Raw genomic sequence first — 25,794 nt, forward strand, 5'->3', positions numbered from 1 at the left:
ATGTAAAATAGCTTTTTAAATGCTTTTTTTAACACTAGAATTAAATCCATTTTTTTAAGGGATTTATATTTAAAAAACCAGTTTTAATTAATAATAAATGTAAAACAACTTTTCAGGTACTATTGGAGATTAAATTTGTTATTCTTTATGAGATCGGTATTTATATATTATAAATAGTGTTGCAGCTCCTAGAACAGCTCCTACTGCGTTTGGAACTATGATAAATGAATTGTTTATTCCAAAGCCATAAGTAACCCAGCATATGCCGTTTATTATCATCATTCCATATATGATTGGAGAAACTCCATGGGATGTTTTATCTTTTATAATATCTCTAATCTGGTCAACTGGGCTTATAAACATTATTATGGTAATAATGCTTGCAATTAGCCCTATTGTCTGTATGTCCATTCCTTTAAACCCTTATTTTTTTAGTTATTATGGTATGGTTCAAGCTTTAAAGCATTATCTGGCTTTATGAATTCTATAAATTAATTTGTAAACAGTATTCTACTATTTGTTGAGTTTAGAAATTAATCTAGTAGTATCTAGTAAGTTTAAATTAATAAAAATAAGTTTTGATTTCAATAAATGAGAAAAGGTTTAGCTTTGTAAAAGCGCTTTTCTCAGTTCTCTTACAGACTCTGTAATTAAATCAACCCTTTCTACATTAATATTTTTCTTTTGCAGATAATCTGCAAGTTGTACGGGTGTTATAGTTTCTTCTACATCCAAAAGGAGAGCATCTGCTTCCTGTGATATTGTATATGCACCATAGTCAGCAAGGGCATTAGCTGCAGCTTCTAAATCATTTGTTTTCACACGATATGACCGTACTTTTTTCTCAATATCTGCAACATCTATATTTATTCTTTGAAGGTAAATAAGAATATGTTTTCCGAGTGTTTCTTCCATAATATCTAGATCTATGCTCTCTTTTTTCCGGTTTATACGAACTGATTGTGCAATTTGAGCTAAATCTCTTGCATGAGCGAAACTTGGCATTAAACCTTCTCCACCTTCAGAAATAGGAGTGTAAACTTTTAGAAACCTTTCTACAGCTTCTTCACTGCATGTTTCTTCTAAATCATTTAGATTCTTCCTGAAAACTTTGGCTAACTCATCAAGAGGGGGATTTGAAAGTAAAATGTGTAGGGGGGCCCTTCTTAAGTGAGCTTCATCCATTATGCTTATATCAAGGTTGGTGGAAAAAGCAGGTATGAAATGACTGTGTACGACTACTGGAACTCCTCTTACGTAAATAACATCTTTTTTATTTTCCATAGGCACGATAAGCCTGTTTAAAATGAGTTCGTGGTCATCACGCTGCCTTCCAAGGTCGTCTATTAGAAGTACTCCTCCATTTGCTTTTATTATTGGTGAAGTTTCATAGACACCTTTATCTGGATTGTAGTTGGTTTCAAGTTTGTTTAAGCTAAGTTCAGCCCCTGTAAGTACGAATGGGGCGCGAATTTTGACCCATCTCGGATCTTCTGGCTGTTCGGGGGTTGCTTTATGGAAATCTGGGTCATAAAATTGGACTACTGCTCCACCAAATTCTATGAACTTTGGAACCACAAGTGGGGGGAGAAGGTCTGACATTTTACTTACTGTAAATGTTTTTCCTGTTCCTGGAGGTCCGTAGACAAAAATACCTTTGCCGATGGTACAGGATTCTAACAGTACCCTTTTTGCATGTTCTACACCTACAACATCTGCAAAAGTTTCTTCAATGACTTCTTCAGGTATTATTATTGGATGGCGCCCTTTTAATTGAGCCTCCATCATACTGTAATAATCATCGTATGAAACAGGTGCCATACCTATGTATGGGTTTTCTTCTAGCGCCCTTCTGGCTTTTTCATGTCCTTTTTTTGTCACAGTATACTCAACGCTTGAAAAGAGAAATCCACCACCTGTAGGTGCACAGAATCCATCTTCTTCCAGATCTCTGAGATTTTTTTCTAAAATGTCCCAGTGAATTCCGGTTATTTCATTCATTCTGCTGGTTTTAATAGTTCCATAACTTGATATGATTTTTAAAATTAAATTTTTAACAAAGCCTTCTGAGAGTTTAAGGTCTTCAATACATTTTGGTTGTTTAAGAATCTCAAATATCTGTTCCATTAAATCATCATGATAATAATTCATTGAATCACCTTGAAAAAATAACTGAAAAATTACTTGTATATTATTGTCACTATTTTATAAACTTTTAAAGTATTTAATGTGCATTTTAGCGCGTTCTTATTTTCCTGATTTTTAATAATTAGAGAATATCTTTAAGTTCGCCTATATGGGATATTACATCTATTTTTATGCCCTTTTCTTTAATGTATTCCTTTTCAGACTCTTTTAATTCAGAATTAACAAGTATTGCAGACATTCCAACATTTACAGCACCTAATATGTCTTCACTGAACTTGTTACCAATCATGACACATTTTCCCGCGTCACATCCCATTTTTTCAAGTGCACATTCAAAAATATGTTTATCTGGCTTTTCTGCACCTGCTTCTTCAGAGGTTATGACATGATCAAAAAAGTGATGTAAATCAAGTCTTATCAATTTTTCCCACTGTTTAATGGTAATTCCGTTTGATATTACTCCTAAATCATAACCTTGCTTCTTCAGGTAAATTAAAGTGGATGTTGTCTGTGGAAACAGCCTTAAAAGTGCAAATTTAACATTGTGATAAGTAATCATTCCAAGTGCAATAAGAAGCGGTTTTTCTTCTCCAAAAATTCTTTTTGTTAATACATTGAAATGTTTATCATAGTTTGAGCCGTATTCATCAATAATTTCCCTTAAAACCTTATATGCTTCGTCAGTTGAAAGAGGTAAGCCTGCATCTACCATTACGTTAAGTGCAGCTCTCCTTGCAAGCTTTGCAAAACCAGAGGTATCATATAAAGTATCATCAATATCAAAAAAAACTGCTTTTATCATTATTAAACACCTGCATAACTACAATGAATATAGTTGTAATTACAACTAATATATACTTAAGGAAAAATGAAATAAATTTAATTTTAAACTTTTAAATCTATTTATATTCATTAAATTCTCTTAAAATCCAGTAACATATATTAAAATATATAATTTTTAAATTTAAAAAGGAGTTATAACTTTTTATTAAAAATAAACTTAGAAAAATGCGTCGAGGCTGCTTTGCTTCTCTTTATGCAGTATCTCTTCTTCAGAGTATCCAAGAGCTTCTATTATTCTTCCAACGGCTGGAAGCACTTGATTTTCTATATAATAGTTGGGATCATATTTTGAAACATCCACATCTTCTATAGGTTCAGCTCGTTTGCTTATAGGTTCCCTTCCCTTTACTACAACATATCTTATAATGGAACCTCTGCCCACATCTCTTCCTTTCTTTATGGATTTTCTCGCGGCTAAAACATGAGGAGCCATTTGAGTATATTCATAGGGACCTTTAGTAAGCTGTGTATGGATCACTAAATCTTCTAATTCAACATTTCCCTTTTTAATATCTTCAATAACGCTTTTAATAATTTCCGCTGCTTTTTTAGGTGACGCTTCCTCTAAAATAGCACCGAGAACTTTTTGCTGGGTTTTTTTAGTTATTGGTGCCCAATCTCTTCTTACAAGTTCTAAACCTTTTACAATTATGGTATTGTCTTCTTCAATAAGAGCGTATCTTTTTTTAGTGACAAAAAAGCCTCTTTTGAAAAATCCTTCATATTCAAGTTCCATTCCTTCTGGTAAATCCTTGTTTACAGATTGAAGGAACTTTTGAGCATTATCTAAAATTTCTTCGTTCAATAGGTACACCAAATTATATTAGAACCTCAAACGCTATGCGTTTGGGGCAACCGAAAATCAAAGCAAATAAAAATCTTCGATTTTTGTTCTTGAAGGAAATCTTAGATTTCCTGAACTGCAAAAACTACGTTTTTGCATGCGTCAAAATTGAAACTAACGAAAAACTTCGTTTTTCGTGCCCCAAAAATCTATGATTTTTGAGGGATTTTGACAGATTTTCGAGTGTAAATAGATGGTATTAATTGAATTATTCAATTAATACGCCGTTTATAACACCGTGCTGACCAGGTCTTGAGGTAACTTTGACTTTTCCTGCACTGGTTTCAATTACTGCACCTTTTGTTATAATGTTCCTACGTACAAAGTGAGTGTTTGCGCTGTTTTCGACAACGTTTAATATTTCTGCAACTTCTACTTTGTTTGTTTCAGGGTTCACTACGTTGATTTTGTTTTCGTTTGTGAGCCTGATTTTTTCGTTTCCACCTTTAGTTCTGATTTTTTTGACTTTTCTGTCTCCTATTTTGGTTTCTGCAGCTTCTTTTCCAAGTTCAGATTTCCTTTTGTTTTTGTTAAGCTTAGCACGTGCTCCACTTGGGGTTCTTAATGATTCTCCTTGCCAAATTGCCATTATATTCACCTCATTTATTAATTATGGTTGATTTTGTTACTTGAGAATATATTTAAATAGAATTTATTCAGTTTAAAGAATATTTCATTCTCAAAAAAGCACTATTTTAGAATAGTTGTATATTATATTAATTCTAGGACGCTTTATTTATAGCTATCCCTTAAATTAACTACTTCAAGATATTTCTCTGAATATATTTAAATATGTTTCTATACATCTTTAAATACTAAATAAGATTTTGTTGATTAAAATAGTTATGTTTTATGTTATAAATGGTTAACGGAAATCATATACCTTTTGAAAAATATTCCAGTTCAAATACAGGAACTCTGCACAAAATCTATAGGATAACTTCTTATGAATTTGTAAATTAGACTAAAAAGAGTATTTTTATTTCATTTTAGGTGTTTATCCTTAAAAAAAATAAATGATTCATTTCTTTTTGTAACAATTAAATCATTTGATTACATTAGAACATATTCAGGAAATATATTTAAATATTGAAAGTTCAACTCACATTAAGTAAAAAAAATAATTCTTTAAACAGTAGGATAATAACAAGCCATATATATTTTAGTATGCTATTTATTAGTAATGGATTTTAATTTGTTCATTAAAATCCTAAAAAGGACTTGATTTAAGATTAAGCTAAAACAGGAATACATAATAAACAAAAACAAAGGGTGAACTTATGAAAATTAGCATGGCACACGGCGCTGGCGGAGAAATAATGCAGGGCCTAATATCAGATATTATACTGAGTAACATTAAAAACAAGAATGTCAATGGCGGAATAGGACTTGGAGAGCTTGATGATGGCGCTACAATTCCCTTTGGCGAGTATGAAATCGTGATCAGTACAGATAGCCACACTGTTGATCCAATCTTTTTCCCTGGAGGAGATATTGGAAAATTATCGATTACAGGAACTGTAAATGATGTATCTGTAATGGGAGCAAAACCTCTTGCGATTGCAAATGCAATGGTCATAAGTGAAGGATTTACAAGTGAAGAATTCGAAAAGATCATAAAGTCAATGGGTGAAGCCTGTACTGAAGCTGGTGTGGCACTTGTAACTGGAGATACAAAGGTCATGGAGAAAGATAAACTTGATAAAATAGTTATTTCTACAACAGGGATTGGAATAGCTAAAAAAGGTGAAATTACAAGTGATGCTTCCCTTGAAGTTGGAAATAAAATTATATTAACTGGAAGTGTTGGAGATCATGGTATTGCGCTCATGTCTTACCGTGAAGGGTTTGGATTTGAAACTGATTTAAAGTCAGATGTTGCACCAGTTTGGGAAATGATTGAAAAAGCTTTGGAAATTGGTGGAGTAAATGCAATGAAAGATCCAACAAGAGGAGGAATTGCAAATGCTTTAAATGAACTTGCATCCAAATCTGGTGTTGGAATGATGGTTTATGAGGATAAAATTCCAGTTAAAGAACAGGTTATAGCAGCATCTGAGATGCTTGGAATTGACCCGTATGAAGTTGCAAATGAAGGTAAGGTAGTAATGGGTGTTGAAGCTGATAAAGCTGAAGAAATTCTTGAAGCTATAAGAAGTACCAAATATGGTAAAGATGCCCAGATTATTGGTGAAGTTACAGATGATAAGCATGTAATTATTGAGACTTCACTTGGTGGAAAAAGAATTCTCGAAGCCCCAATAGCTGATCCTGTACCAAGGGTCTGCTAAACTTATTTTTTTAAAATTTGAACCTGATTTTAGTGCTCAGATTTTTGAGGAAATTATTTATAGCTAAAGAATAGATGGATTAATATTATAAGATAAGAGGGGTAACAGAATGCAGGATTTATGGGGCAAACGTTTTGCAGCTTTAATAATAGATTTTTTAATTGTAATACTTATTACGTGGGTCTTTAGTGGTATTGTATATCCTTTACTTGCTGTAACAAATGCATTTGGAATTTTGAATTACTGGCTTATTGTAACTGCAGTGATTGTTATGGTTTATTTCACGTACTTTGAAGGAAAATTAGGTACAACACCAGGTAAAAGTGTGATGAAAATTGAAGTTGTTGTAGATGATGGTGAAATGAATTACCAGAAAGCTTTTATAAGAAATATATCTAAAATTTTGGGAATTCCGTTAATTTTGGATATTATAGTAGATTATATAGCTGGAAACTCAAAGTTAAGATATTTGGATGAAGTAGCAGGTACTGATGTTAAATTGAAAGCATAATGGGCTAAAAATGGTTTTTTAGTAGTTTGCTAATAGAAATTGGATTTATAATTTTTTATGAATGCTGAAAAATTTATTTTTTTGTATTACTTGCTTACTTTTAATCTTTTTTTGCTTATCAAGGCATATATTTAATAATACGTAATGGAATATACTTTTTTTGAAGTTATATTAAATAAGGGAGATACAATGCCAGTTATTTCAAAATCCATATGGCGAAGAAAAAGGACATGGTTTGCACCGATATTTTTAGCAGCTATATTAATATTTATTCAGCTTTTTTACCAGCGTTTTGGAGCTTCATTTTCTGATAGCTATTATCAGCTAGTTATGATCATGTTTATAGCTATTGTAATAGCGTTTTTAGGGGAGCGAATTGAGAAAGTTAGAATTCTCAATGAAATGAATGAAAATTTAAAAAAAGAGAGTGAAAAACTTGAAGATGCTAATAAAGAATTAGAAGCATTTGCATATTCTGTTTCACATGATTTAAGAGTTCCTCTTAGAGCAATAGATGGTTTTTCCCGTATTGTAATTGAGGACTATGAGGACAAACTTGATGATGAGGGTAAAAGACTTTTAAACGTTGTCAGGGAAAATACCCAGAAAATGGGCCAATTAATTGATGATATTCTTCTTTTATCCCGTGCAAGCCGCCAAGAAATGAGAATATCTCCTATAGACATGGAATCACTTGTAGAAAATATATTCAAAGAATTGAAACCTTCGATGGAGAATAGAGATGTTCAACTAGAAATTAAATCTCTTCCGCAGGCTTATGGCGATAGGACGCTAATTACTCAGGTTCTTACTAATCTTATTTCTAACTCTATTAAGTTTACAAGAATTAGGGAAAAAGCGGTTATTGAAGTGGGTGCAAAAGTAGGAAAAGATGAAAACATTTATTATGTTAGAGATAACGGGGCCGGCTTTGATATGAAATATGTAAATAAGCTGTTTGGTCTGTTCCAGAGATTACACGGCGTTGATGAATTTGAAGGTACTGGTGTAGGACTTTCTATTGTTCAGCGCATTATCCGTAGACATGGAGGACGTGTCTGGGGAGAAGGAAAAATCGATAATGGAGCAACTATTTATTTCACGCTTCCAAAGTCGTAGACTTTGGATGCCCGAAAATGCGGTGCATTTTCGACGGCTGCCTGATAAAATGGAATAATTTAAAGTTAATTGGTTAAGGAGATATTAAATGAATTTAAATGAAGTTGAAATCCTTCTTGTAGAGGATAACGAAACGGATGCTGAACTTACAATTAGAGCATTAAAAAGGAATAATCTTGCCAATAAGTTAGTGTGGGCTAAAGACGGTGCTGAAGCTTTGGATTTTATATTTGGTGAGGGTGAATATTCTGAAAGGGATATAGAAAAAGGGCTTCCAAGATTGATATTACTTGACTTGAGAATGCCTAAAGTAGATGGTTTAGAAGTTCTTCAGACTATTAAAGCGGATGAAAGAACTAAAATGATCCCTGTAGTTGTCCTTACTTCTTCTAAAGAAGATAGAGATATAGTAGAAAGTTATGAACTTGGAGTAAATAGTTACGTTAGTAAACCCGTTGAATTTGATGCATTTACAGAAGCTGTTTCAACACTTGGATTGTACTGGATGTTACTTAATAATCCACCAGAATAAGAGAGAGTAACATGAAAGAAGAACTTAAAATCCTGATCCTGGAGGACGTTGCCTTTGATGCAGAATTAATAGAGTATGAGCTGCGTCGTGAAGGAATAAAATTTTTATCAAAGCGAGTGGAAACTAAAGAAAGTTTTATAAGTGAACTTGAGGTGCTAAAGCCTGATCTGATCCTGGCTGATCATTCCCTTCCTAAGTTCGACGGTCTTTCGGCCTTAAAAATTGCAAATTCAGAATGCCCGTACACTCCTTTTTTATTTGTAAGTGGTAAAATAGGTGAAGAGTTTGCAGTAAATGCGCTTAAAGAAGGGGCTACAGACTATATATTCAAAAATAACCTTTCTAAATTAGTACCTGCCATGCAAAGGGCATTAAAGGAGTGCCATGAAAAAATTGAACGTGAAAAAGCCCAGAATGCCCTGAAAAAGGCACATTTTGAGCTAGAGCAGCAAGTTTTAGAAAGAACAAAAGCATTATCTCGAGTTAATGATGAGTTACGTGCAGAAATGGATGAACGTGAACGAATAGAAAATAAGCTTAAAAAATCTCTTGAAGAGAAGGAAATACTTTTAAAAGAAATTCACCACCGGGTTAAAAATAATTTACAGATAATAAGCAGCCTTCTAAACCTCCAATCTCGTTATATTAACGATGAGGAAATGCTTGATATTTATAAGGAAAGCCAGAACCGCGTAAAATCTATGGCTATAATACACGAAAAACTTTACCAATCAGAAGATCTGGCAAGGATTGACTTTGGGGACTATGTAAAAAGTTTAGTAATGGACCTGTTCCATTCCTACGGTGTTGATAACATAGAGCCTGATATAAGTATCCGTGATGTTTTGTTAGATATTAATACAGCGATTCCGTGTGGACTTATTGTTAATGAACTGGTAACAAATTCAATAAAACATGGATTTCTGGCAAGTAGAACTCGTGATAACATCCAATCATTGGATGAAAGAGATAAAATAGCTGTAAATATCACTAAAGAAAATGAAATTTACACCATGTCTGTTTATGATAATGGTATAGGTTTTCCAGATAATTTAGACTTTCGCCATACCGATTCATTAGGTATGCAACTTGTAATTAGTTTAACAAGTCAATTAAGAGGTACAGTGGAGCTTGAAAGAGATAATGGGACATTATTTAGAATTGTTTTTAAAGAAGTTGAGTATAATAATAAATTTTAGGTCCCTTAGAAAATTTTTACATTTATATATTAAAAGACTATTTTATTTTTTATAATGTCTATATCCATGTGCAGGTAATGTAATGTTTTCATGTGAATATCTTGAACTACATGTTAATACCCTCATAAACCATTTTATTTTTTATAATGTCTATATCCATGTGCAGGTAATGTGATATTTTCATGTGAATATCTTGAACTACATGTTATACCCTCATAAAGATTACAATTTAACATTAATTCATGTGCATGAACGGACTAAAAATGAGTATATGAAGTTCACTGACTTTATATACTATAACATTTAATTAGTTACATGAATATTTTTCAGATTGTGGAAAATTGTAAAATAGTTTATTTACTAAACTGTATAAATATGGCGAATTAAAAGTAATAACTATAAAATGTATTCTATTTTTGAAAAGTAATGCATTATTAGAATTTAAATTTAAAAATAAACTTTAGAATTTTATATAGACTAACTTAAAACAACGAGGAAATTAGATGGTATTTGAATCAGTTTTCAACGCATTAAATCCAGTATTTAATCCAATTGTTAATACATTTGGTCCGATATTGACTATATTTTTAATAGCTGCCGTGGTTGCATTAATAACCACTGTTGCAACCAAGCTTCTCGTAAATCAGGACAGGCTTGCATTTCTTCAAAAAGAAATGAAAGAATTTAATCAGGAGATGGTGGCGGCAAGAAATTCAAATGATCCAGAAGCACTGGCGAAAATGCAAAAAAAGCAGATGGAGTTCATGGGTCTTCAAAAAGAGATGATGTTCATGTCATTTAAACCAATGATAGTGACATGGGTTCCAATACTTGTTATATATTACTGGATGTTCCAATCACTGTTATTGAACCAGGTTGCGGTTAACTTACCTTCATTTGCTTATTATGTGCTTTTAGTTCCGCTATGGCATGCAATTCCGCTAAGTTATGTCCATGTACCACTTGGACCATTTGCAGTTTCATGGTTTGGATGGTACTTCCTGTGTTCGTTTGCGCTTTCCCAGATATTCAGGAAATTTCTGGGAGTTAAAAATGCAAGTGCTATGTAATAAAAAAAATTTTATTAAACTAAATATTTCCTGTTAATTTTAAATAAGAGGAAATTATTTTGTTTTTCTTTTTAAATGAATTTTTTGCACGTTTAAGTTGCTATTTGTATAAATTTCTTATTTTAAACGAATTTACCTGTTTTCTCCAAGTTTTCAAACATCGTGTTTATGAAACTTTTAGTTTGGTAAGTTTTAGTTTGATAGCTTTTTAAAAGCCCTGGAATTTCGAAGCATTTAAATATTAATAATTATATTATTATAATAGTTCTAAAAATATAACTATTATAAAAATTAACTAAATGGGGGAAAACATGGAAGATTGGTTTAAAGTGAAAAAGGTTGCAGACAAAACATGGGCCATTCATGACAAAACACAGGTGGCATGTTATTTGGTTGAAGGTGAAGAGAAAGCTATTTTAATTGATACATGCTGGGGGCTTGCCAATTTAGCTGAACTGGTCCAATCAATTACATCACTGCCAGTAAAAGTTGTAATTACCCATGGACATCCTGATCACGTGTGCGGTGCATTCCAGTTCAGCGATCTTTATATTTCAAATGAAGATAAGGGATTGTTAAATGCATTTTATAATAAGCAGACACGCAGGCAGCTTATTGAAAACCGTTTTAAAGACCAACTTTCTGCAGATTTTTCTGAGGAGAAATGGATCAACGCAGAGCTAGGCAATGTTTCAACAATTAAAGAAGGAGATGTGTTTGAGTTAGGTAAAAGGGACCTGAAAGTTATAGCAGTTCCGGGACATACCCCGGGCAGCATCTGTTTACTGGACGGGGAAAATGAGCTGCTGTTTTCAGGTGATTCTGTACAAACTGCGCCAGTTTTGATGCATCTTGATACGTCTCTCCAATTGAGCACATATTTTGACAGCCTTGTACATGTATGTTCCTTTGAAGAGGAGTATGACAGAATATTGCCGGGGCATGGTGAAACTCCCCTCGATAAAGCTGTTTTATATGAATTAATAGATGGAGTTTCTGAAATTCTGGAAGGTAACGTGAGTGGGATTCTGGAACAAACATTTTTCGGAGAGGGACTTGTGTGCAAATTCAATGAAACAAGCATTATTTACAATGAAAATCAGCTATAAACTAAATTCAAGTGAGAAATATGCAAGAAAATGAATTTCAAAGGATAGTGGATAATATATTGATTTATTATCCCCTGTTTTACAGGAAAATAAAAACATCAATGAACCACGAAAAGCGTTTAAAATATTATAATAAGCCTTTGGGCTATTATCAAGTTTTAGGAACATTAATTAATACAGGATCTTCATTATCAATATCTGAAATTGGCAAAATGCTTTATATATCTAAACCTAATATGACAGCTTTAATTGATAAACTGGTTAAAGATGGAAATGTAAAGAGGTCGCGAAGCAGCGAAGATAGACGAATAATTAAAGTGGAGATAACCGAAGAGGGCAGGGACTTCATGATTCATGCCCAGGATTCTGTTAAAGTAAACATCAAAGAAAACCTTTCAAATTTAGATGAAAATGAAATTGAAATTCTTAACGAGTCTTTGGAGAATATAAGGAAGTTATTTATAAAAATACAATAAGTGATATTTATGAATCATTATAAAACTCGCTATGATCTTAGTAAAGATAAAATAATCATGATTATGGCAGGTTTGATGGTAGGGCTCCTTGTAGCTGCTCTTGATAATTCTATAATCAGTACTGCAATGCCTAAAGTCATAAACAACCTGCAGGGGATGGAATATTATGTATGGCCGTTTACGTCTTACATGCTGTCTTCGACCATTGCAATAATCCTTTTTGGTAAATTATCAGATATTTACGGCAGAAAGTTAATTATAATATTTGGAATTATCCTGTTTGTTATAACATCCATACTGTGTGGTCTTTCTAACAATATATTTGAATTAATTCTGTTTAGGGGCCTTCAAGGAATCGGGGGTGGAATATTATTGTCCCTCCCATTTATCCTGGTTGGGGAAATTTTCAGCCCAAAAGAAAGAGGTAAATATATGGGAATACTCGCCTCGGTATTTGGGATCTCAAGTGTTTTAGGACCTATACTTGGCGGAGTAATTACAGACGCTGTTGGATGGAGATGGATATTTTTTGTAAATGTTCCTGTTGGAATAGCTGCTGTAAGCATACTTATGTATTCTCTTCCTAACTTTAAATTAGACGGTGTTAAAAAAGTAATTGATTATTCCGGAATTATAACATTTACTCTGGCTTTAACTGGGCTTTTCCTGGCATTAACGCTTGCAAGAGATTTAAATAGTTATCCAATGTCTGAAATAGTGGGACTATTAATCTTTTCAGCAGTGATGTTTGTGCTATTCATCTGGGCTGAAAAGAGGGCGATCGAGCCTATTCTGCCTCTTAAACTGTTTAATAATTCAATCTTTACTATTTCCAGTCTAGAAAACTTTTTAGCAAGTGCACTTATATTTGCAGGGATAATATATGTCCCTTTATTTGCGCAGAATATTTTAGGGATGAGTGCTACAAATGCAGGGTTTTTAATGATACCTATGTTAATAAGCCTTACAATAGCATCTAATATTGCTGGGCAAATTATTTCAAGGACTGGCAAATATAAAAAGCTTGCTATTGCAGAGTTTGTAATTACTGGAATTGGTATTGCACTTCTGGCTACACTGGACGTGAATTCATCTCCTTATGCGTTACTTGCATATTCCACAATTCTGGGTTTAGGTTCGGGAATGATGTACACGGTATTTACAATAAGTGTTCAGAATTCTTTCAGTTTACGAGAAATTGGAATTGTAACAGCTTCCATGCAGTTTTTCAGGAACGTTGGGTCAACAGTGGCGATTCCGGTATTTGGATATATCGTAAATGCAACTCTGGCAAGTTCAGCTGTGGTAAATCTGGGTCAAAAAGAGGCTCTAGCAATATCTATCCAGAATGTTTTCTTAGTATCGATAGCACTTGCATTTGCAGGTTTGGTCATTGCATTCTTCCTTAAAGAAGCGTCTTTAAACCATGAATCTTCAGCTCAAGAAATTCAAGATAATGCAGTTGATGAAGCGAAATAATTTATTTTGCTTAAATGTTTTTAAATTAGATCTAAACTCTGAAAATATTTTTTCAGTATTTATTAAGTTAGTAGGAATCTATTTCCTTTATTTTAACATGATGCCCTGTGCACTGCCCATATTTGTGGTTATGTAATGGGGGTTATTAAGGATTAAATTTTTAAAATAAGAATTTTTAATTTAAATTTAATTCAAAAAAGTTATATACCTGGTAATTTAACGTATATACGTAAAAAATTAAAATAAAAATTAAAATAAACGAAAAAACAGGCAGAAAAATTAAATTAAGCTTATATGGGGGTACTTTTCCATTATAAGTCCCAATTTTTTTGTCTTTAGTAATAAGAAGTAAATTTTGGTGAAAATATAAATGCAAACAGATGAATCACAATCAACATTAAATTCTCCACTTGGAGATGATAAGACAAAAGGAGTCAATTTGATAACTGGAGACCCAAGAAAGGCAATAATCAAACTTTCAGGTCCTATGATCATTTCAATGCTTCTAATGACATTTTATAACCTGGTCAACGCAATTTGGGTTGCGGGTCTTGGGGGAGATGCTCTAGCAGCAGTTGGATTTGTAACGCCGTTGTATTTAGTACTTGTTGGTCTCAGCAACGGTCTTGGTGCAGGTGCAGCATCTGCAATAGCACGTTATATAGGGGCGGATAACAAAAAATACGCAAATAACGCTACACTGCACTCGTTGTTCATTACAATAGGCATTTCAATTATTTTAACTGTGCTGCTTATCGTATTCCTTAAACCTATACTCCTGCTTCTTGGGGCGGGAAATACAATAGATCTTGCAGTACAGTTTGGACAGGTCACATTTGCAGGAACCATTTTAATGCTCTTTACAGGCGTAGGCTATGGAGTACTCCGTGCAGAGGGAGATGCCAAAAGGACAATGTATGCAATGATAATATCTTCAGTTATGAACATGATCCTTGACCCTATACTTATTTACTGGGCAGGTTTGGGTATTTCAGGAGCTGCATGGGGTACAGTTATATCTATGGGATTTGTATCTGTTGTCCTGCTTTACTGGTTCTTCGTAAAAAAGGATACTTATGTTTCCTTTTCAATTAAAGACTTTATGCCGGATAAAACAGTCGCCAAAAGTATTTTAGGCGTTGGTCTACCTGCAAGTGCTGAGTTTCTTATAATGTCAATTTTAGCAGGTATAGTAAACGGTTTGCTGGTTGTAGTTGCTGGAACTGATGCAGTTGCAGTTTATTCTGCAGGCTGGAGAGTTGTGATGATGGCCACGATGCCTATAATTGCTGTGGGGACATCTGTAATTACAGTTGCTGGTGTTTCATACGGGGCCAGAAAGTATGAAAACATTTCTATAGCTCATAAGTACTCCATAAAGGTGGGGCTTATTATAGCAGCAGCTACAAGTGTCCTGACATTTGTATTCGCGCCTTATATTGCTATGATATTTACGTATACTCCTCAAAGTGCTTCTCTGGCACCTACAATTGCAGCGTTCCTCCAGGTGATGTGTTTCTTCTACATTTTCATGCCGCCGGGAGTGATGTCCAGCTCAACCTTCCAGGGCGTCGGTAAAGGAATGACATCCCTCATGCTGACATTGCTCAGAAACCTGGTTTTTATCGCAATATTTGCCTACATATTCGCCATATTCTTTGGTCTAGGGGAATATGGAGTATGGTGGGGAATCGTTGCAGGGGACATTTTGGGAGGTATAGTTGCCTATGTATGGGCACGTACTTACATCCGCAGGCTGCGAAGCGTTGAAAGTTCTGATTAAAGATACTGTAAATTAAATAGATTATTTGGTGGATATCTAGTTGAAACTATGCAGAACTTAGATGTCCTTTTTATTTATTTTTAAAATAAGTATTAAATAAAGCTCATTTTTATTTAAATGTGTATAGTAAAATAAGCTTAGAGTTAAAATGATGTATGATAAAATGGATATATAAAATCACTTTTGAAGTATTTAATTTTAAAATTTACTGCCTTTTGATCCTTTTATAAACCAGATCATTAGGCCTTACTTTGTCATTAACTTTTATACCTACGTTTTGACCTTTCTGAACTTCTGTTAGGTCTTGACCATCAATCTGCATGGATTCAACCTTTTGAATTAAAGATCCTGTTGTTTTTCCTTCTATTATGATTTCATCTCCAACCTTCAGGTCATCCCAGAGCCTGATTTCAGCTGCAGAGACGTTTTTGTAGTAATTGACAACTGAACCAATATCTTTTTTAATATGTGTAGATTCATTATACTGGCTGGTTTTGTAAGGAGTTTTAAAGTAAAAACCTGTATCGAAACCTCTGTTAAATACCTTTTTAAGTTCTTCAATCCAGTTTTCATCAAATTTCCATGAACCACTTTCATAGCTGGTGATAGCTTCTCTATAAGCTTTGGTAACTGCTGCAACATAATCTGCAGGTCTTGCTCTTCCTTCTATTTTAAATGCATCAATTCCTGCTTCAACAAGTTGGGGAATATGTTCTATCGTGCAGAGGTCTTTGGGACTTAAGATATGACTTCCATTCTCATTTTGAAGAAGTCTAAACTCATCTACATCTTCAGATGTAAGTTTCCATTCTTTTCTACAGGGCTGTAAGCATTCACCACAATTTGCGCTTTTGCCGTAAAGATGAGAGCTTAAAAAACATCTTCCAGAAACCGCAACGCACATAGCCCCGTGTATAAACGTTTCTATCTCCAGATTAGTGTTTTCTTTAATTTCCCTAATTTCCTCAAGTGATAACTCCCTTGAAAGGACAACACGTTTAACTCCAAGCTCTTCAAGTAAATTAAGGGATTCAAAATTAGAAACATTGGCCTGTATACTCATATGTATTTCCAGGTTATTTTCCCGTGCAACTTTAAGCGCACCAAGATCTGAAATAATTAATGCGTCTACTTCATAAGAATAAATGGCAGGTATAATCTCTTTTAAATGAGATATGTCTTTATTTCTCATTATGGTGTTTGTGCAGAGGTATATCTTTTTATCTGCATCGTGGCACATTTCTACTGCTTCTTTGAGGTCCTGAATTGTAAAATTTTTAACATTTGCCCTCATGTTGCACCCTTCAATGCCGACATAAACAGAGTCTGCGCCGTTTGAAATTGCAGCGTTCAGTGCCTGGAAATCTCGTGCAGGTGAAAGTAATTCTACTATTTTAATCACCAGTGTATTTTTTCATTAATTTATTTTTAGATTCCAATATTAAAAAAATAGTTCATGCATAAAAAGTAAAATAAATTTAAGTTAAAATATTAAAAAGTTATAAATTCAGCAGGTACAGCGCCTTGCTTCATACTCTTCAATGTTATCTGGTAATTTTGTTGGGTATTCACATGTAAGACATCCAAGACAGAGCTGATCTCTTTTTATACCAATACAATCAACAAGTGCATCTACACTTAAATAACCGAGAGAATCTACACCTAGAGTTTTTCTTATTTCTTCAACTTCTTTATCAGATGCTATTAATTCCCTTTTGGTTGCCATTGCAATTCCATAATAGCACGGTGAAATTATAGGTGGACATCCTACTCTTAAATGAATCTCTTTAACTCCTGCTTCCCTTAATATATTAACCAGAGCTTTAGAGGTTGTACCTCTTACAATACTGTCGTCTATAAGAACTATTTTTTTACCTTCCAGTTCTGTTTTAACAGGGTTCATCTTTAACCTTACGGAAGTTTCACGTTCTTCCTGAGTTGGCATAATAAAAGTTCTGCCTATATAACGGTTCTTTATAAGTCCTTCACCATAAGGTAATCCTGAGTCTCTGGAATATCCTATAGCTGCTGTTATTGCTGAGTCAGGTACTGGCATTACAACATCTGCTTCTGCAGGAAATTCCTTTGCAAGTGCTTTCCCAATCTTTAGCCTTACATCATAGACATACCTATCATCAAGTATGCTGTCTGGACGTGCAAAATAAACATATTCAAACATGCAGTGAGCTTGTTTGCATGAATCTGCTTTTGGCATTTTGAAACTTTTTATTTCATCGTTTATAAGCAGTATTTCTCCGGGTTTTACAGAACGGATGTATTCTCCTCCTACCACATCAAAGGCAACTGTTTCAGATGCAACGAGAGTTGTATCGTCGACTTTTCCTAGTGAAAGAGGTTTAATTCCAATTGGATCTCTTACAACGATCAGATCATTGTTAAATAATATAACCAGCGAATAAGAGCCTATCAAACGTTTAGAGACTTCTTGAACAGCTTTTATTATATCTCCAGTTTTGTGATATTTTTTAATAAGCAGGTGGCATAAAACTTCAGAATCAGTGGTGGATTTAAATTCGTAGCCCTGCTCTTCTAATTCATTTCTCAGTTCCATTGAATTGATAATATCTCCATTATGGGCAACTGCAATGGTTCCCATATCAAACTCGCTGAAAAATGGTTGTGAATTTTCTATTCTTGATTTACCTGTAGTTGAATATCTCACATGCCCTATTCCGACATAGCCTTCAAGTCCCTCGATATTTCCATTGTTAAATACATCACAGACAAGTCCCATGCCTCTATATGTGCTCATTTTTTCTCCATTGTGCACTGATATACCTGCTGATTCTTGCCCTCTATGTTGTAATGCATAAAGACCATAGTAGATAGGTCTTGAGATATTATTTGATTTTTTGTGAGAATAAGCCCCTACAATACCGCATTTATCTCGCAATTTTAATTCTCCTGATTTTCTCTAGATAATTCTTTAAGTGAAAATAAATTTATTTAGGGTTTGATTTAACATATCTTTTTTAGACACTTCAAATTAAATCTTTCCTTTGTCAAACTCTTCTTTTAGTTCTTCGATTTTAGAATCATAAAAAATTAGGACTACTCTGATTATTTTAAGCCATTCAACAGCATCTTTCTTAGATAATGCAACAATTCGGTCCTGGCCGACTATTACATTTTCTGGCTTAAATTCATTACTTATAAAATAAATCTGTTCTTTATTTTCTAACTTTTCATTAAAAACTTCTTTCCATAACTCGTCGATAGAGAATGCTTCAAATAATTCTTTATTTTGAATTTCACCGTACTCATGATTTATTGAATTAAATTCAATTTGCAGTGAGTTGTATTTATCCTCTAAACTTTCCAGTTCTTCATTTGATTTATCATTTGAATTCTGTAACTTCTGAGTTTCAGTGGAAAGTTCATTATTTAATGCTTCTAAATCTTTATTTTTTGTGGATAAATCTTTAATAGTTTTTTCAGATTCTTTTAATTTATCCTGTAATTCTCTAAATAATTTAATATTAGCTATAGAAATTAATCCGGACCTTATTATGGCATTTTTAATCTCAGTTTGTATAAGGTAGGGATCCATATACTCAACGTCATGGCCGAACGGAAGTTTCATCCGTTCTATATGTCCAACTTCGTCTTTCAGGACTTTCTGGAACTTTTCTGCAAGTTCTCGTCCTGGAGCATCAACATCAGTTGCAATTAAAACAATATCTGCTCCTTTTACAGCTTTTTTTGCTATTACGGAGCTTGTTGTAGGAATTATAGAGGATATGGTAATGTGGTATTCAGCCCCTAAAGCTATATTTCTCATAGCTTTAGATACGCTTTCCACATCTGATGCACCTTCTACAATTATCCGTACATCAATCGGATTTTTAATATCCATCTATTTCAACCTATATCCTGTAATTTTTTTATTCTGCCAGTTGTAGCTTCTGATTTTACTGGATCTGCCGAAACCACATGCTGCACAGTATTTTTTCCTTGCATGATAGGAATTTTTACCACATCTTCTACATCTTATGTGGGTTTTTTTGTTACGCTTACCAAATGATGGCGTTCCCTTCATTTATTAATCCTCCTTAATTATGTTAATATTTATCAAAATTCGATCTTTAAAATTAGATATCAAAAGTAGTTTGTTATCTAAATTTTAGATTTATCCGGGAGATATATAAACTATGTTGTCTCCTCTTATAAGCACGACGCCTAATCTTCGGGATGATTCCCCGTTTTCTAATTCTTCAGCATCATTTAATACTAAGTTCATGTGCATGTCAAAACTTTTTAAAACTCCTCTAAATTCTCTTCCGCCTTTAAGCTTGATTAATACTTGGGAGTTTAATGATTTACCTAACGCGTCAAGTGGTCTTGAAACATTCACATTCTTTTGTACACTCACAATTATCACCTTTCCTATAACTTCATTGTTGGTGTGATTTATATTTAAATGTATCCTTCATCAAATTTAAAGTATAACATGGAATTTGGTCATAAGTCAACAAAATATCCATCATTTTACTTCAATATTTTTTGAAATAGATTTTTTTAAAACAAACCATATATCCATTAAATGGAATGGTAGTGATGGTTAGTATGTATTTTTTGGTATTTAATTGTATTTAAGTCTTAAATAGAATACCATTTTAATGAAGTTACACATGCCAAAATCTAAATTTTATATAATTTTAAATTATGGTATTTTAAAAATAGATACTGGCTTCTATAATCACATGATGAATCTAATCATCGTTAATATTATAATGTTTAGATTAAATTTAAAGATAACTAACTTATTAACTTTAAGGTTATTGTAAATCCACTCAAAATATTTTTCAGAATATATTAGATTATATTGTCTAAGGGAAGATAATTCTAAAAATTAAAGAATTTAAATCATTTCAGTTTAAAAATTAAACATTGCAATTTATAGCGAATGGCTACAAATTTTTGACTAATATCAGAACTATATGTTTTGATGTAGTGAAAATTTGAAATTCTCGCAAATAAAATTTGCGAGTTTGAAAATCTTCGATTTTCAATTTTCAAATACTGTCAAAATTTACAATTTTGATGTTTGCGAAATTTTACATTTCGCAACTGCAAAAACGAAGTTTTGGCACGTTGAAGGAAACTTTCGAAAATCATAGATTTTCGATGTTTGAAAAACTTTCAGATTTGCAAGTTTTCAATTTCCTGAACCGCAAAATCGGAGCTTACGAACACGAAGTATTCGTGCTCTGAAATCGAAGATTTCGAGAGATTTTGCAGGCGACAAATCAATAAGATTTATCAGCTATCAAAAACTGTCAAAATCTTTGTTTTGACGCATCGAATCGAAGATTTGAATGCTTTGTTTTTGATGTTTGCAAAATGAAATTTTGCAACCGTAAGAAATCGGAAGATTTTTTACATGCCAACAAAATCTTTGATTTTCTGTGTATGGAAACTTACAGTTTTTGTAAATTAGTTAATAAGATAATTGTTTATGTGTTTTGCATTTATAATACATAATTACCTAAAATTTATAAGTTTAAAAAGTTACGTCATTCACTATAAATAATTTTAAATCAAGATATAAATAGATTTAATCAGGTGTTTAAAATTGAAAATCAGGAAAAGATACTATCTTCAAAAAAAGAAATTAAAGAAAGTAACAAAGGAACTTGGAGATTATTCCACATTAATTTCTCCAAAAAGTAAAGTTGAAATTCTTGAAAGTGATCTTTATGATATAATACTGGTTGACGGCAAGCCGTTAATCATGATGATCGACGAAGTCCCTTTTCCAACAATTAAAGGAGCGCTAGAACTTGAACTCACTAAAAAATATGTCGTAGTGGATATGGGCGCTGTCAAATTTGTTGCAAAGGGTGCAGATGTAATGAGTCCGGGCATTGTCGGCGCTGATCCAGATATAAAGGAAGGAGATTTTGTTATTATAATTGAGGAAACACACAGGAAACCTCTTGCAATAGGAAAAGCACTTATTTCCGGCCAGGAAATGGTGGAAAAAAATGAAGGAAAAGCAGTAAGCGCGATCCATTATATTGGCGACAAATTGTGGAATCTAGTTATATAGATCATTTAGATTATAAACGGTTATGTAACCTTAAAAGTGAATAATTATGGAACTTAGATACTCATCAGGGAATGTTATATCTCCAGAAGTACATGAAATTGGAGTTCTTGCAGTTGGGTCTCACCTTGAAAATCATGGTGCTGCACTTCCCATAGATACTGATTCTAAAATTGCAGCATATCTTGCCCTTCAAGCATCTTTAATAAGCGGTGCAAAATTCTTAGGGATACTGCATGCAGCAACAGAATACGATTACGTTAAACATGGTATCCACATAGATGCCCAAAAATTAGCAGAAGATCAACTGTTTACTGCACTCTCCAGTGCAAAAAAATACTTGAATATCAAAAAAGTTGTTCTGGTTAATGGTCATGGAGGCAACGTTCCATTAATGGATCATATTGGAGAGATTGAAAAAGAGTTAAAACTTAGAATAGTTTTTAATAATAAAATAGTGGAAATTGAAGGTCCACATGCAGGAACAGGTGAACTTTCAATGGGAAATATTTTAAAAATTGTCGATGAATCCAAATTACAGGAACACTGTGATTTTAAAAAATATCCTGAAGTAGGCATGGTTGGTCTTGAAGAAGCAAGAGATATTAATGAAGGGATAAACGATGGTGCAAGAGCTGTTGAAAAAGAGGGAGTATGCATAGATATGGAATTAGGTAAACAGCTGCTTGATATTGCTGTTGAAGATATAATAGGAGATATTAAAAGACTGTTAAATGACTAACTTATTTTAAGATAGTTCAGTCCTGGTCCTTTGCATGAACTACAATATGTTAAATTGTAGTAATGAGAAACCGGGATTTTTCACAGCATTATGGATATGGAGTTTAGGGTGTACTCTAAAAGAATTAAACTTACTGAAAATTAATTTTCAATAGTTTTTATAAGTCTCGAACACTCATTTGCTACTTTATGATTTTTAAATGCATTTGCAATTCTTCTTATGGCTTCCAGTGTTCTTATCACTGAATCAAGCCATGAAAATATATCTCCGGCATATGAATGTATCTGGTATTTCTTTAAGAGTTTTTTGCTGATATCAACAGGGTCTTTATGGAGCATTCTCTGTTTTAAAATTCTCCTGGAGAGTTCTTCCTGGAAACAGTTGCAGAACGGCCTGTCCTGACATTTGCAGGACATGAATTCAACTTGCATGTTTATCAGAGCGTCTTGAAGGCTGGGTTCAAGTTTTGATAATGTTTCTCCAGAAGAAAGTATGTCCAGCGTGGAATCAGCGAATAATCTGGCGGATAAATTGATGTTAAGCGCTTTACCTAATCTTCTGTTTAACCTGTTTGACATGTAGGCATTTTCAAAAGGATCGAGTTTAACTGCAATTTCCAAGGGATCTACATGTTTTCTCTTCTTTTTTGTCTGATTTTTGGGATTTATACTTTTTCGTATGTATTCTGCAGCTTTTAGATCCATAAAAGATACAGAAACTGCTTTTCCATAATTTGTTGAAGATAATTTACTGTCTTTTTCTTTTACCAGGCCTGCATCATGTATAACATCATATGCTTCTTCTATACCTAAGGGAAGATCAAAATTTTTGTAGGCATTTTGAAGTTCTTCAAAGGTATGTACTCTTCCAGAGCATATATCTGCTAAGCATTGTTCTAATACATCGTCTTCATCGTACTGCACATATATAGGATCGACATCACTTTCAAGCAAGCTTACAGCCTGCATATCTTCTGTTTCTTCCCCATATTTCCTTCCCACTTCTGGTATCAGGTATACTTTTCCAATATCGTGGTAAGTTGGCCTTCCTGCCCTTCCAAGCATCTGGGAAAACTCATTATTGGACAGCCATTTATTTCCCATTAGTAGTGCCTCAAATATGACCTGCGAAGCTGGAAAATCCACACCTGCAGCAAGTGCAGCGGTTGTTACAATGGTTGAAATCTTTTGATTTGCAAAATCTTTTTCTATCTTACTCTTTTTTGAATACGAAAGCCCTGCATGATATGCTGCTGCTTTAATATTCCTCTTTGTCAGATAATCTGCAATGGAATGTGTTTTTCTCCTTGAATTTGTAAATATGATGGTTTGCCCATGGAATCCTTTTTTGGAGATATTTTTATATTCTGCCCTTGCAAGTTTGGTCATTATATCTGTTTTTTCATATTCTGACTTTGCAAATATCAGGTGTCTTTCTAAAGGAACGGGACGCCTGTCGTATTCAACAAGCTTCATCAAGAATTCATTTGCAATTTCTTGAGGATTTTGAACTGTTGCAGAAAGCCCAATAATCTGTATATCTTTAAAAAGGGATTTTAAACGCTTTATAAGTCCATTTAGCCGAGGTCCACGTTCTTTATCGTCAAGCATATGTATTTCATCAATTACAACGGTACCGAGCTCCCCAAAATCCCCTGCTTTTCCAGAACGCAGCAGAAAATCAAGACCTTCATAAGTACCAACAACAATATCTGCATTTTTTACATCGTCATCTGGAAGTGTGAGCTCTTCTTTTGCTTTTATCCTGCTCATACCTACCTTTATCGCAACTTTTAACCCTAATTTGCTGTATTTCTTCTTAAAATCTCTGTATTTCTGGTTTGCAAGTGCTACAAGTGGTGTTAAAAACATGAATTTTTTGCCTTTCATTGCATTTGGTACGCCTGCAATTTCACCAATTAAAGTCTTTCCGCTTGCAGTCGCCGATACAATAAGCAGGTTTTCCCCTTTAAGAAGTCCATTTTGTAAAGCAAGAGACTGTACTGGCAGTAAGTATTTGCCGTGGAGTTTCAGTATTTTTTTAAGTTCATCAGGGATGTTTATTTTATCTATTTCTGTAGGGGGAGTGTTGTCTTTACCGACTGTAATTTTATCAAATAAGGTTAAGTCTGGATTCTTTACCGGGTTGAATTTAGGATCGAAAACACTTAAAACCTTATCAAGGTCACCAGTTTCATCCAGCATTCTTTTAAAATTATTAAAAGCACTTAAACTAAGTCCTTTATACTTTAATTCTCTTTTAATTTCTTCTTCAGCACATAATCTGCATATGTATTCTTTATTTGATATAAATGCTGAATTTCGATTTACTACCGTTATGTACCCTTCCAGTGTGCAGTGCCTGCAGATCCGTGTCTTTTTGAAGTCAATACTCTGAGAATCCAGCATTTCCTCTATTTCTTCGTCCCCATCGATTAAATAAACGTTCTGCTTTTTTAAAATTTTCACAGCCTCACTTGGAGGGAAAAGGGACTCCTTATCTCCCTTTTTTACTATAAATTTGTAGGGCCTTATCTGGTTGTTGGTTCGTTTAAGCCTTATATATCCATAAAAAAGAGGTTTTCTCCTTGAATTTAACGCCCCTTTTGAGCTTCCAATGGGAAATAACTCCACAATTTTCTTATTACGCCGTAAAATTATCATGATTATCTACCAATTTAAGAAATACTCATGTCTATGACATGCGCATTAAATATACTTCATGTTAAATTGTATTTTGGATATAAATATAGTTTAATTCATATATGAAACTAGCAAAAATTATATTTTTGCTTGCCTGAAAAATCGTAGATTTTCATCGGCTTACAAAAATCTGTCAAAAATCACAGATTTTTGAGAGCTCCAAACTTGAAGGGTTTGAGAGATTTTGCTAACATTTTTCTCTGGTTTTCAGATTTGCGGTTCGGAAATTTGCGTTACCTCCATACAAAATCTCTGATTTTACAATCTCCTGGACATGAGCATTAAAAATAGAATTCTTATAATAATGGGATCATAAAAAGATCGGTCTTTATTATTTATAAATTCTGTGAATTCTAAAAATGTATATTTAGCATCAAAATATTTAAATAATGTCTGTAACTCATTGGATGAGGTTAACAGATTATAATTGCATTTAAAACAAATTCTATCTAAAGTTTAATTAATTCCACCATGTGTTATTTCTAGATGAATTTTTAGTTGAATTGGTTGAATTACTGGTATTATTTACTGGAGTTGAATTGGTGGAATTAGTGATATTGTAATATTGTTTCATGAGATGAGCTGGTTCAAAGGAAGGATCACCTATAGTTGAGATTTGTTCATTATTATTTGAAGCAATCATAGATGGTAATATGCCTGATGTGACGTCATTACCTGAATTTAACGCGTTTGCGCACGATCCAAACCCAAATGCAATTAAAGATATCATTAAAACTATAAAAAGCTTCCCTGCTTTTCTTGGATTCATAGAAACTCCTCATTGGAATATTTTTACACTGTTAATATTAAATTTATTTTGAGATTTATAAAACTATCTAATTAATCTAAACGTGGCGAATTAAATTAAAATTTGTA

General features: G+C 33.3%; 24 protein-coding genes. 12 read left to right on the forward strand and 12 right to left on the reverse strand.

Annotated features, from left to right (window positions below; translation table 11 throughout):
- Nucleotides 1-138: 138 nt before the first annotated feature.
- The 5 genes from EJ01_RS13695 to EJ01_RS13715 form a co-directional block, all read right to left on the reverse strand.
- Nucleotides 139-411: a SemiSWEET family transporter gene (locus tag EJ01_RS13695; RefSeq protein ID WP_048080630.1), complete on the reverse strand. Its 273-nt coding sequence runs from the start codon at nt 409-411 to the stop codon at nt 139-141.
- Between the two features lie 192 nt (nt 412-603).
- Nucleotides 604-2,151 (reverse strand): ATP-binding protein, encoded by a 1,548-nt coding sequence (locus EJ01_RS13700; RefSeq protein WP_048080629.1) that lies wholly within the window; start codon nt 2,149-2,151, stop codon nt 604-606.
- A 118-nt stretch (nt 2,152-2,269) separates the two neighbouring features.
- Nucleotides 2,270-2,950, reverse strand: a complete 681-nt coding sequence (locus EJ01_RS13705; protein ID WP_048080628.1) for a TIGR02253 family HAD-type hydrolase — start codon at nt 2,948-2,950, stop codon at nt 2,270-2,272.
- Between the two features lie 198 nt (nt 2,951-3,148).
- Entirely contained in the window at nt 3,149-3,796 is a 648-nt protein-coding gene (locus tag EJ01_RS13710) for a DNA polymerase domain-containing protein (RefSeq protein WP_084689229.1), read from the reverse strand.
- A 247-nt stretch (nt 3,797-4,043) separates the two neighbouring features.
- Entirely contained in the window at nt 4,044-4,424 is a 381-nt protein-coding gene (locus EJ01_RS13715) for a 30S ribosomal protein S8e (protein ID WP_048080626.1), read from the reverse strand.
- A 691-nt stretch (nt 4,425-5,115) separates the two neighbouring features.
- Here EJ01_RS13715 and hypE point away from each other — a divergent pair.
- The 10 genes from hypE to EJ01_RS13765 all read left to right on the forward strand — a co-directional run bounded on the left by hypE (nt 5,116) and on the right by EJ01_RS13765 (nt 15,404).
- Nucleotides 5,116-6,126 carry a hydrogenase expression/formation protein HypE gene (hypE, locus tag EJ01_RS13720; RefSeq protein WP_048080625.1) on the forward strand — a complete coding sequence of 337 codons (1,011 nt, stop codon included), beginning with the start codon at nt 5,116-5,118 and terminating at the stop codon, nt 6,124-6,126.
- Nucleotides 6,127-6,235: 109 nt separating this feature from the next.
- Entirely contained in the window at nt 6,236-6,637 is a 402-nt protein-coding gene (locus tag EJ01_RS13725; RefSeq protein ID WP_048080624.1) for an RDD family protein, read from the forward strand.
- Between the two features lie 189 nt (nt 6,638-6,826).
- Nucleotides 6,827-7,756 carry a sensor histidine kinase gene (locus EJ01_RS13730; RefSeq protein ID WP_052376207.1) on the forward strand — a complete coding sequence of 310 codons (930 nt, stop codon included), beginning with the start codon at nt 6,827-6,829 and terminating at the stop codon, nt 7,754-7,756.
- An 88-nt stretch (nt 7,757-7,844) separates the two neighbouring features.
- On the forward strand, nt 7,845-8,288 hold the full coding sequence (locus EJ01_RS13735) for a response regulator (protein ID WP_048080623.1): 444 nt from the start codon (nt 7,845-7,847) through the stop codon (nt 8,286-8,288).
- A gap of 11 nt (nt 8,289-8,299) precedes the next feature.
- Nucleotides 8,300-9,487: a histidine kinase dimerization/phosphoacceptor domain -containing protein gene (locus EJ01_RS13740; RefSeq protein WP_052376209.1), complete on the forward strand. Its 1,188-nt coding sequence runs from the start codon at nt 8,300-8,302 to the stop codon at nt 9,485-9,487.
- A 503-nt stretch (nt 9,488-9,990) separates the two neighbouring features.
- On the forward strand, nt 9,991-10,557 hold the full coding sequence (locus tag EJ01_RS13745; protein ID WP_048080622.1) for a DUF106 domain-containing protein: 567 nt from the start codon (nt 9,991-9,993) through the stop codon (nt 10,555-10,557).
- A 311-nt stretch (nt 10,558-10,868) separates the two neighbouring features.
- A complete protein-coding gene (locus EJ01_RS13750; RefSeq protein ID WP_052376211.1) occupies nt 10,869-11,666 on the forward strand; it encodes an MBL fold metallo-hydrolase in 798 nt (265 codons plus the stop codon).
- Nucleotides 11,667-11,686: 20 nt separating this feature from the next.
- Nucleotides 11,687-12,142: a MarR family winged helix-turn-helix transcriptional regulator gene (locus tag EJ01_RS13755; protein ID WP_048080621.1), complete on the forward strand. Its 456-nt coding sequence runs from the start codon at nt 11,687-11,689 to the stop codon at nt 12,140-12,142.
- Between the two features lie 9 nt (nt 12,143-12,151).
- A complete protein-coding gene (locus EJ01_RS13760; RefSeq protein WP_048080620.1) occupies nt 12,152-13,621 on the forward strand; it encodes an MDR family MFS transporter in 1,470 nt (489 codons plus the stop codon).
- 370 nt (nt 13,622-13,991) lie between these two features.
- Nucleotides 13,992-15,404 carry an MATE family efflux transporter gene (locus EJ01_RS13765; protein WP_048080619.1) on the forward strand — a complete coding sequence of 471 codons (1,413 nt, stop codon included), beginning with the start codon at nt 13,992-13,994 and terminating at the stop codon, nt 15,402-15,404.
- Between the two features lie 205 nt (nt 15,405-15,609).
- Here the strand turns inward: EJ01_RS13765 and EJ01_RS13770 are convergent, their stop codons facing one another.
- The 5 genes from EJ01_RS13770 to EJ01_RS13790 all read right to left on the reverse strand — a co-directional run bounded on the left by EJ01_RS13770 (nt 15,610) and on the right by EJ01_RS13790 (nt 19,797).
- The gene (locus EJ01_RS13770) at nt 15,610-16,797 is read right to left on the reverse strand and encodes a U32 family peptidase (RefSeq protein ID WP_048081027.1); all 1,188 of its coding nucleotides are present in this window, start codon (nt 16,795-16,797) and stop codon (nt 15,610-15,612) included.
- A 114-nt stretch (nt 16,798-16,911) separates the two neighbouring features.
- Nucleotides 16,912-18,318 (reverse strand): amidophosphoribosyltransferase, encoded by a 1,407-nt coding sequence (purF, locus tag EJ01_RS13775; protein WP_048080618.1) that lies wholly within the window; start codon nt 18,316-18,318, stop codon nt 16,912-16,914.
- A gap of 93 nt (nt 18,319-18,411) precedes the next feature.
- Nucleotides 18,412-19,281 (reverse strand): toprim domain-containing protein, encoded by an 870-nt coding sequence (locus EJ01_RS13780; RefSeq protein ID WP_048080617.1) that lies wholly within the window; start codon nt 19,279-19,281, stop codon nt 18,412-18,414.
- Nucleotides 19,282-19,464 carry a 50S ribosomal protein L37e gene (locus tag EJ01_RS13785; protein ID WP_048080616.1) on the reverse strand — a complete coding sequence of 61 codons (183 nt, stop codon included), beginning with the start codon at nt 19,462-19,464 and terminating at the stop codon, nt 19,282-19,284.
- Nucleotides 19,465-19,554: 90 nt separating this feature from the next.
- Complete coding sequence (locus EJ01_RS13790; RefSeq protein ID WP_048080615.1) at nt 19,555-19,797, reverse strand: LSm family protein; 243 nt, start codon at nt 19,795-19,797, stop codon at nt 19,555-19,557.
- Nucleotides 19,798-21,000: 1,203 nt separating this feature from the next.
- Between EJ01_RS13790 and EJ01_RS13795 the strand changes: the two genes are divergently transcribed.
- Together EJ01_RS13795 and arfB are read left to right on the forward strand one after the other, a co-directional pair.
- Entirely contained in the window at nt 21,001-21,477 is a 477-nt protein-coding gene (locus EJ01_RS13795; RefSeq protein WP_048080614.1) for a DUF1947 domain-containing protein, read from the forward strand.
- Between the two features lie 43 nt (nt 21,478-21,520).
- On the forward strand, nt 21,521-22,216 hold the full coding sequence (gene arfB / locus EJ01_RS13800; protein ID WP_048080613.1) for a 2-amino-5-formylamino-6-ribosylaminopyrimidin-4(3H)-one 5'-monophosphate deformylase: 696 nt from the start codon (nt 21,521-21,523) through the stop codon (nt 22,214-22,216).
- Between the two features lie 140 nt (nt 22,217-22,356).
- Here the strand turns inward: arfB and EJ01_RS13805 are convergent, their stop codons facing one another.
- Both EJ01_RS13805 and EJ01_RS13810 read right to left on the reverse strand, forming a co-directional pair.
- Nucleotides 22,357-24,879, reverse strand: a complete 2,523-nt coding sequence (locus tag EJ01_RS13805) for a DUF5814 domain-containing protein (protein WP_048080612.1) — start codon at nt 24,877-24,879, stop codon at nt 22,357-22,359.
- A 499-nt stretch (nt 24,880-25,378) separates the two neighbouring features.
- Nucleotides 25,379-25,687, reverse strand: coding sequence for a hypothetical protein (locus tag EJ01_RS13810; protein WP_048080611.1), 309 nt, complete (start codon nt 25,685-25,687; stop codon nt 25,379-25,381).
- Nucleotides 25,688-25,794: the final 107 nt, after the last annotated feature.

The sequence above is a fragment of the Methanobacterium veterum genome, assembly GCF_000745485.1.
In the GTDB taxonomy this organism is placed as follows: domain Archaea; phylum Methanobacteriota; class Methanobacteria; order Methanobacteriales; family Methanobacteriaceae; genus Methanobacterium_D; species Methanobacterium_D veterum.

What these genes read in the sequence shown, in the direction of transcription:
- EJ01_RS13695 (WP_048080630.1), bottom strand. Translation starts at nt 411, where the DNA reads ATGGACATACAGACAATAGGGCTAATTGCAAGCATTATTACCATAATA.
- EJ01_RS13700 (WP_048080629.1), bottom strand. Translation starts at nt 2,151, where the DNA reads ATGAATTATTATCATGATGATTTAATGGAACAGATATTTGAGATTCTT.
- EJ01_RS13705 (WP_048080628.1), bottom strand. Translation starts at nt 2,950, where the DNA reads ATGATAAAAGCAGTTTTTTTTGATATTGATGATACTTTATATGATACC.
- EJ01_RS13715 (WP_048080626.1), bottom strand. Translation starts at nt 4,424, where the DNA reads ATGGCAATTTGGCAAGGAGAATCATTAAGAACCCCAAGTGGAGCACGT.
- hypE (WP_048080625.1), top strand. Translation starts at nt 5,116, where the DNA reads ATGAAAATTAGCATGGCACACGGCGCTGGCGGAGAAATAATGCAGGGC.
- EJ01_RS13725 (WP_048080624.1), top strand. Translation starts at nt 6,236, where the DNA reads ATGCAGGATTTATGGGGCAAACGTTTTGCAGCTTTAATAATAGATTTT.
- EJ01_RS13730 (WP_052376207.1), top strand. Translation starts at nt 6,827, where the DNA reads ATGCCAGTTATTTCAAAATCCATATGGCGAAGAAAAAGGACATGGTTT.
- EJ01_RS13735 (WP_048080623.1), top strand. Translation starts at nt 7,845, where the DNA reads ATGAATTTAAATGAAGTTGAAATCCTTCTTGTAGAGGATAACGAAACG.
- EJ01_RS13740 (WP_052376209.1), top strand. Translation starts at nt 8,300, where the DNA reads ATGAAAGAAGAACTTAAAATCCTGATCCTGGAGGACGTTGCCTTTGAT.
- EJ01_RS13745 (WP_048080622.1), top strand. Translation starts at nt 9,991, where the DNA reads ATGGTATTTGAATCAGTTTTCAACGCATTAAATCCAGTATTTAATCCA.
- EJ01_RS13750 (WP_052376211.1), top strand. Translation starts at nt 10,869, where the DNA reads ATGGAAGATTGGTTTAAAGTGAAAAAGGTTGCAGACAAAACATGGGCC.
- EJ01_RS13755 (WP_048080621.1), top strand. Translation starts at nt 11,687, where the DNA reads ATGCAAGAAAATGAATTTCAAAGGATAGTGGATAATATATTGATTTAT.
- EJ01_RS13760 (WP_048080620.1), top strand. Translation starts at nt 12,152, where the DNA reads ATGAATCATTATAAAACTCGCTATGATCTTAGTAAAGATAAAATAATC.
- EJ01_RS13765 (WP_048080619.1), top strand. Translation starts at nt 13,992, where the DNA reads ATGCAAACAGATGAATCACAATCAACATTAAATTCTCCACTTGGAGAT.
- EJ01_RS13780 (WP_048080617.1), bottom strand. Translation starts at nt 19,281, where the DNA reads ATGGATATTAAAAATCCGATTGATGTACGGATAATTGTAGAAGGTGCA.
- EJ01_RS13785 (WP_048080616.1), bottom strand. Translation starts at nt 19,464, where the DNA reads ATGAAGGGAACGCCATCATTTGGTAAGCGTAACAAAAAAACCCACATA.
- EJ01_RS13805 (WP_048080612.1), bottom strand. Translation starts at nt 24,879, where the DNA reads ATGATAATTTTACGGCGTAATAAGAAAATTGTGGAGTTATTTCCCATT.
- EJ01_RS13810 (WP_048080611.1), bottom strand. Translation starts at nt 25,687, where the DNA reads ATGAATCCAAGAAAAGCAGGGAAGCTTTTTATAGTTTTAATGATATCT.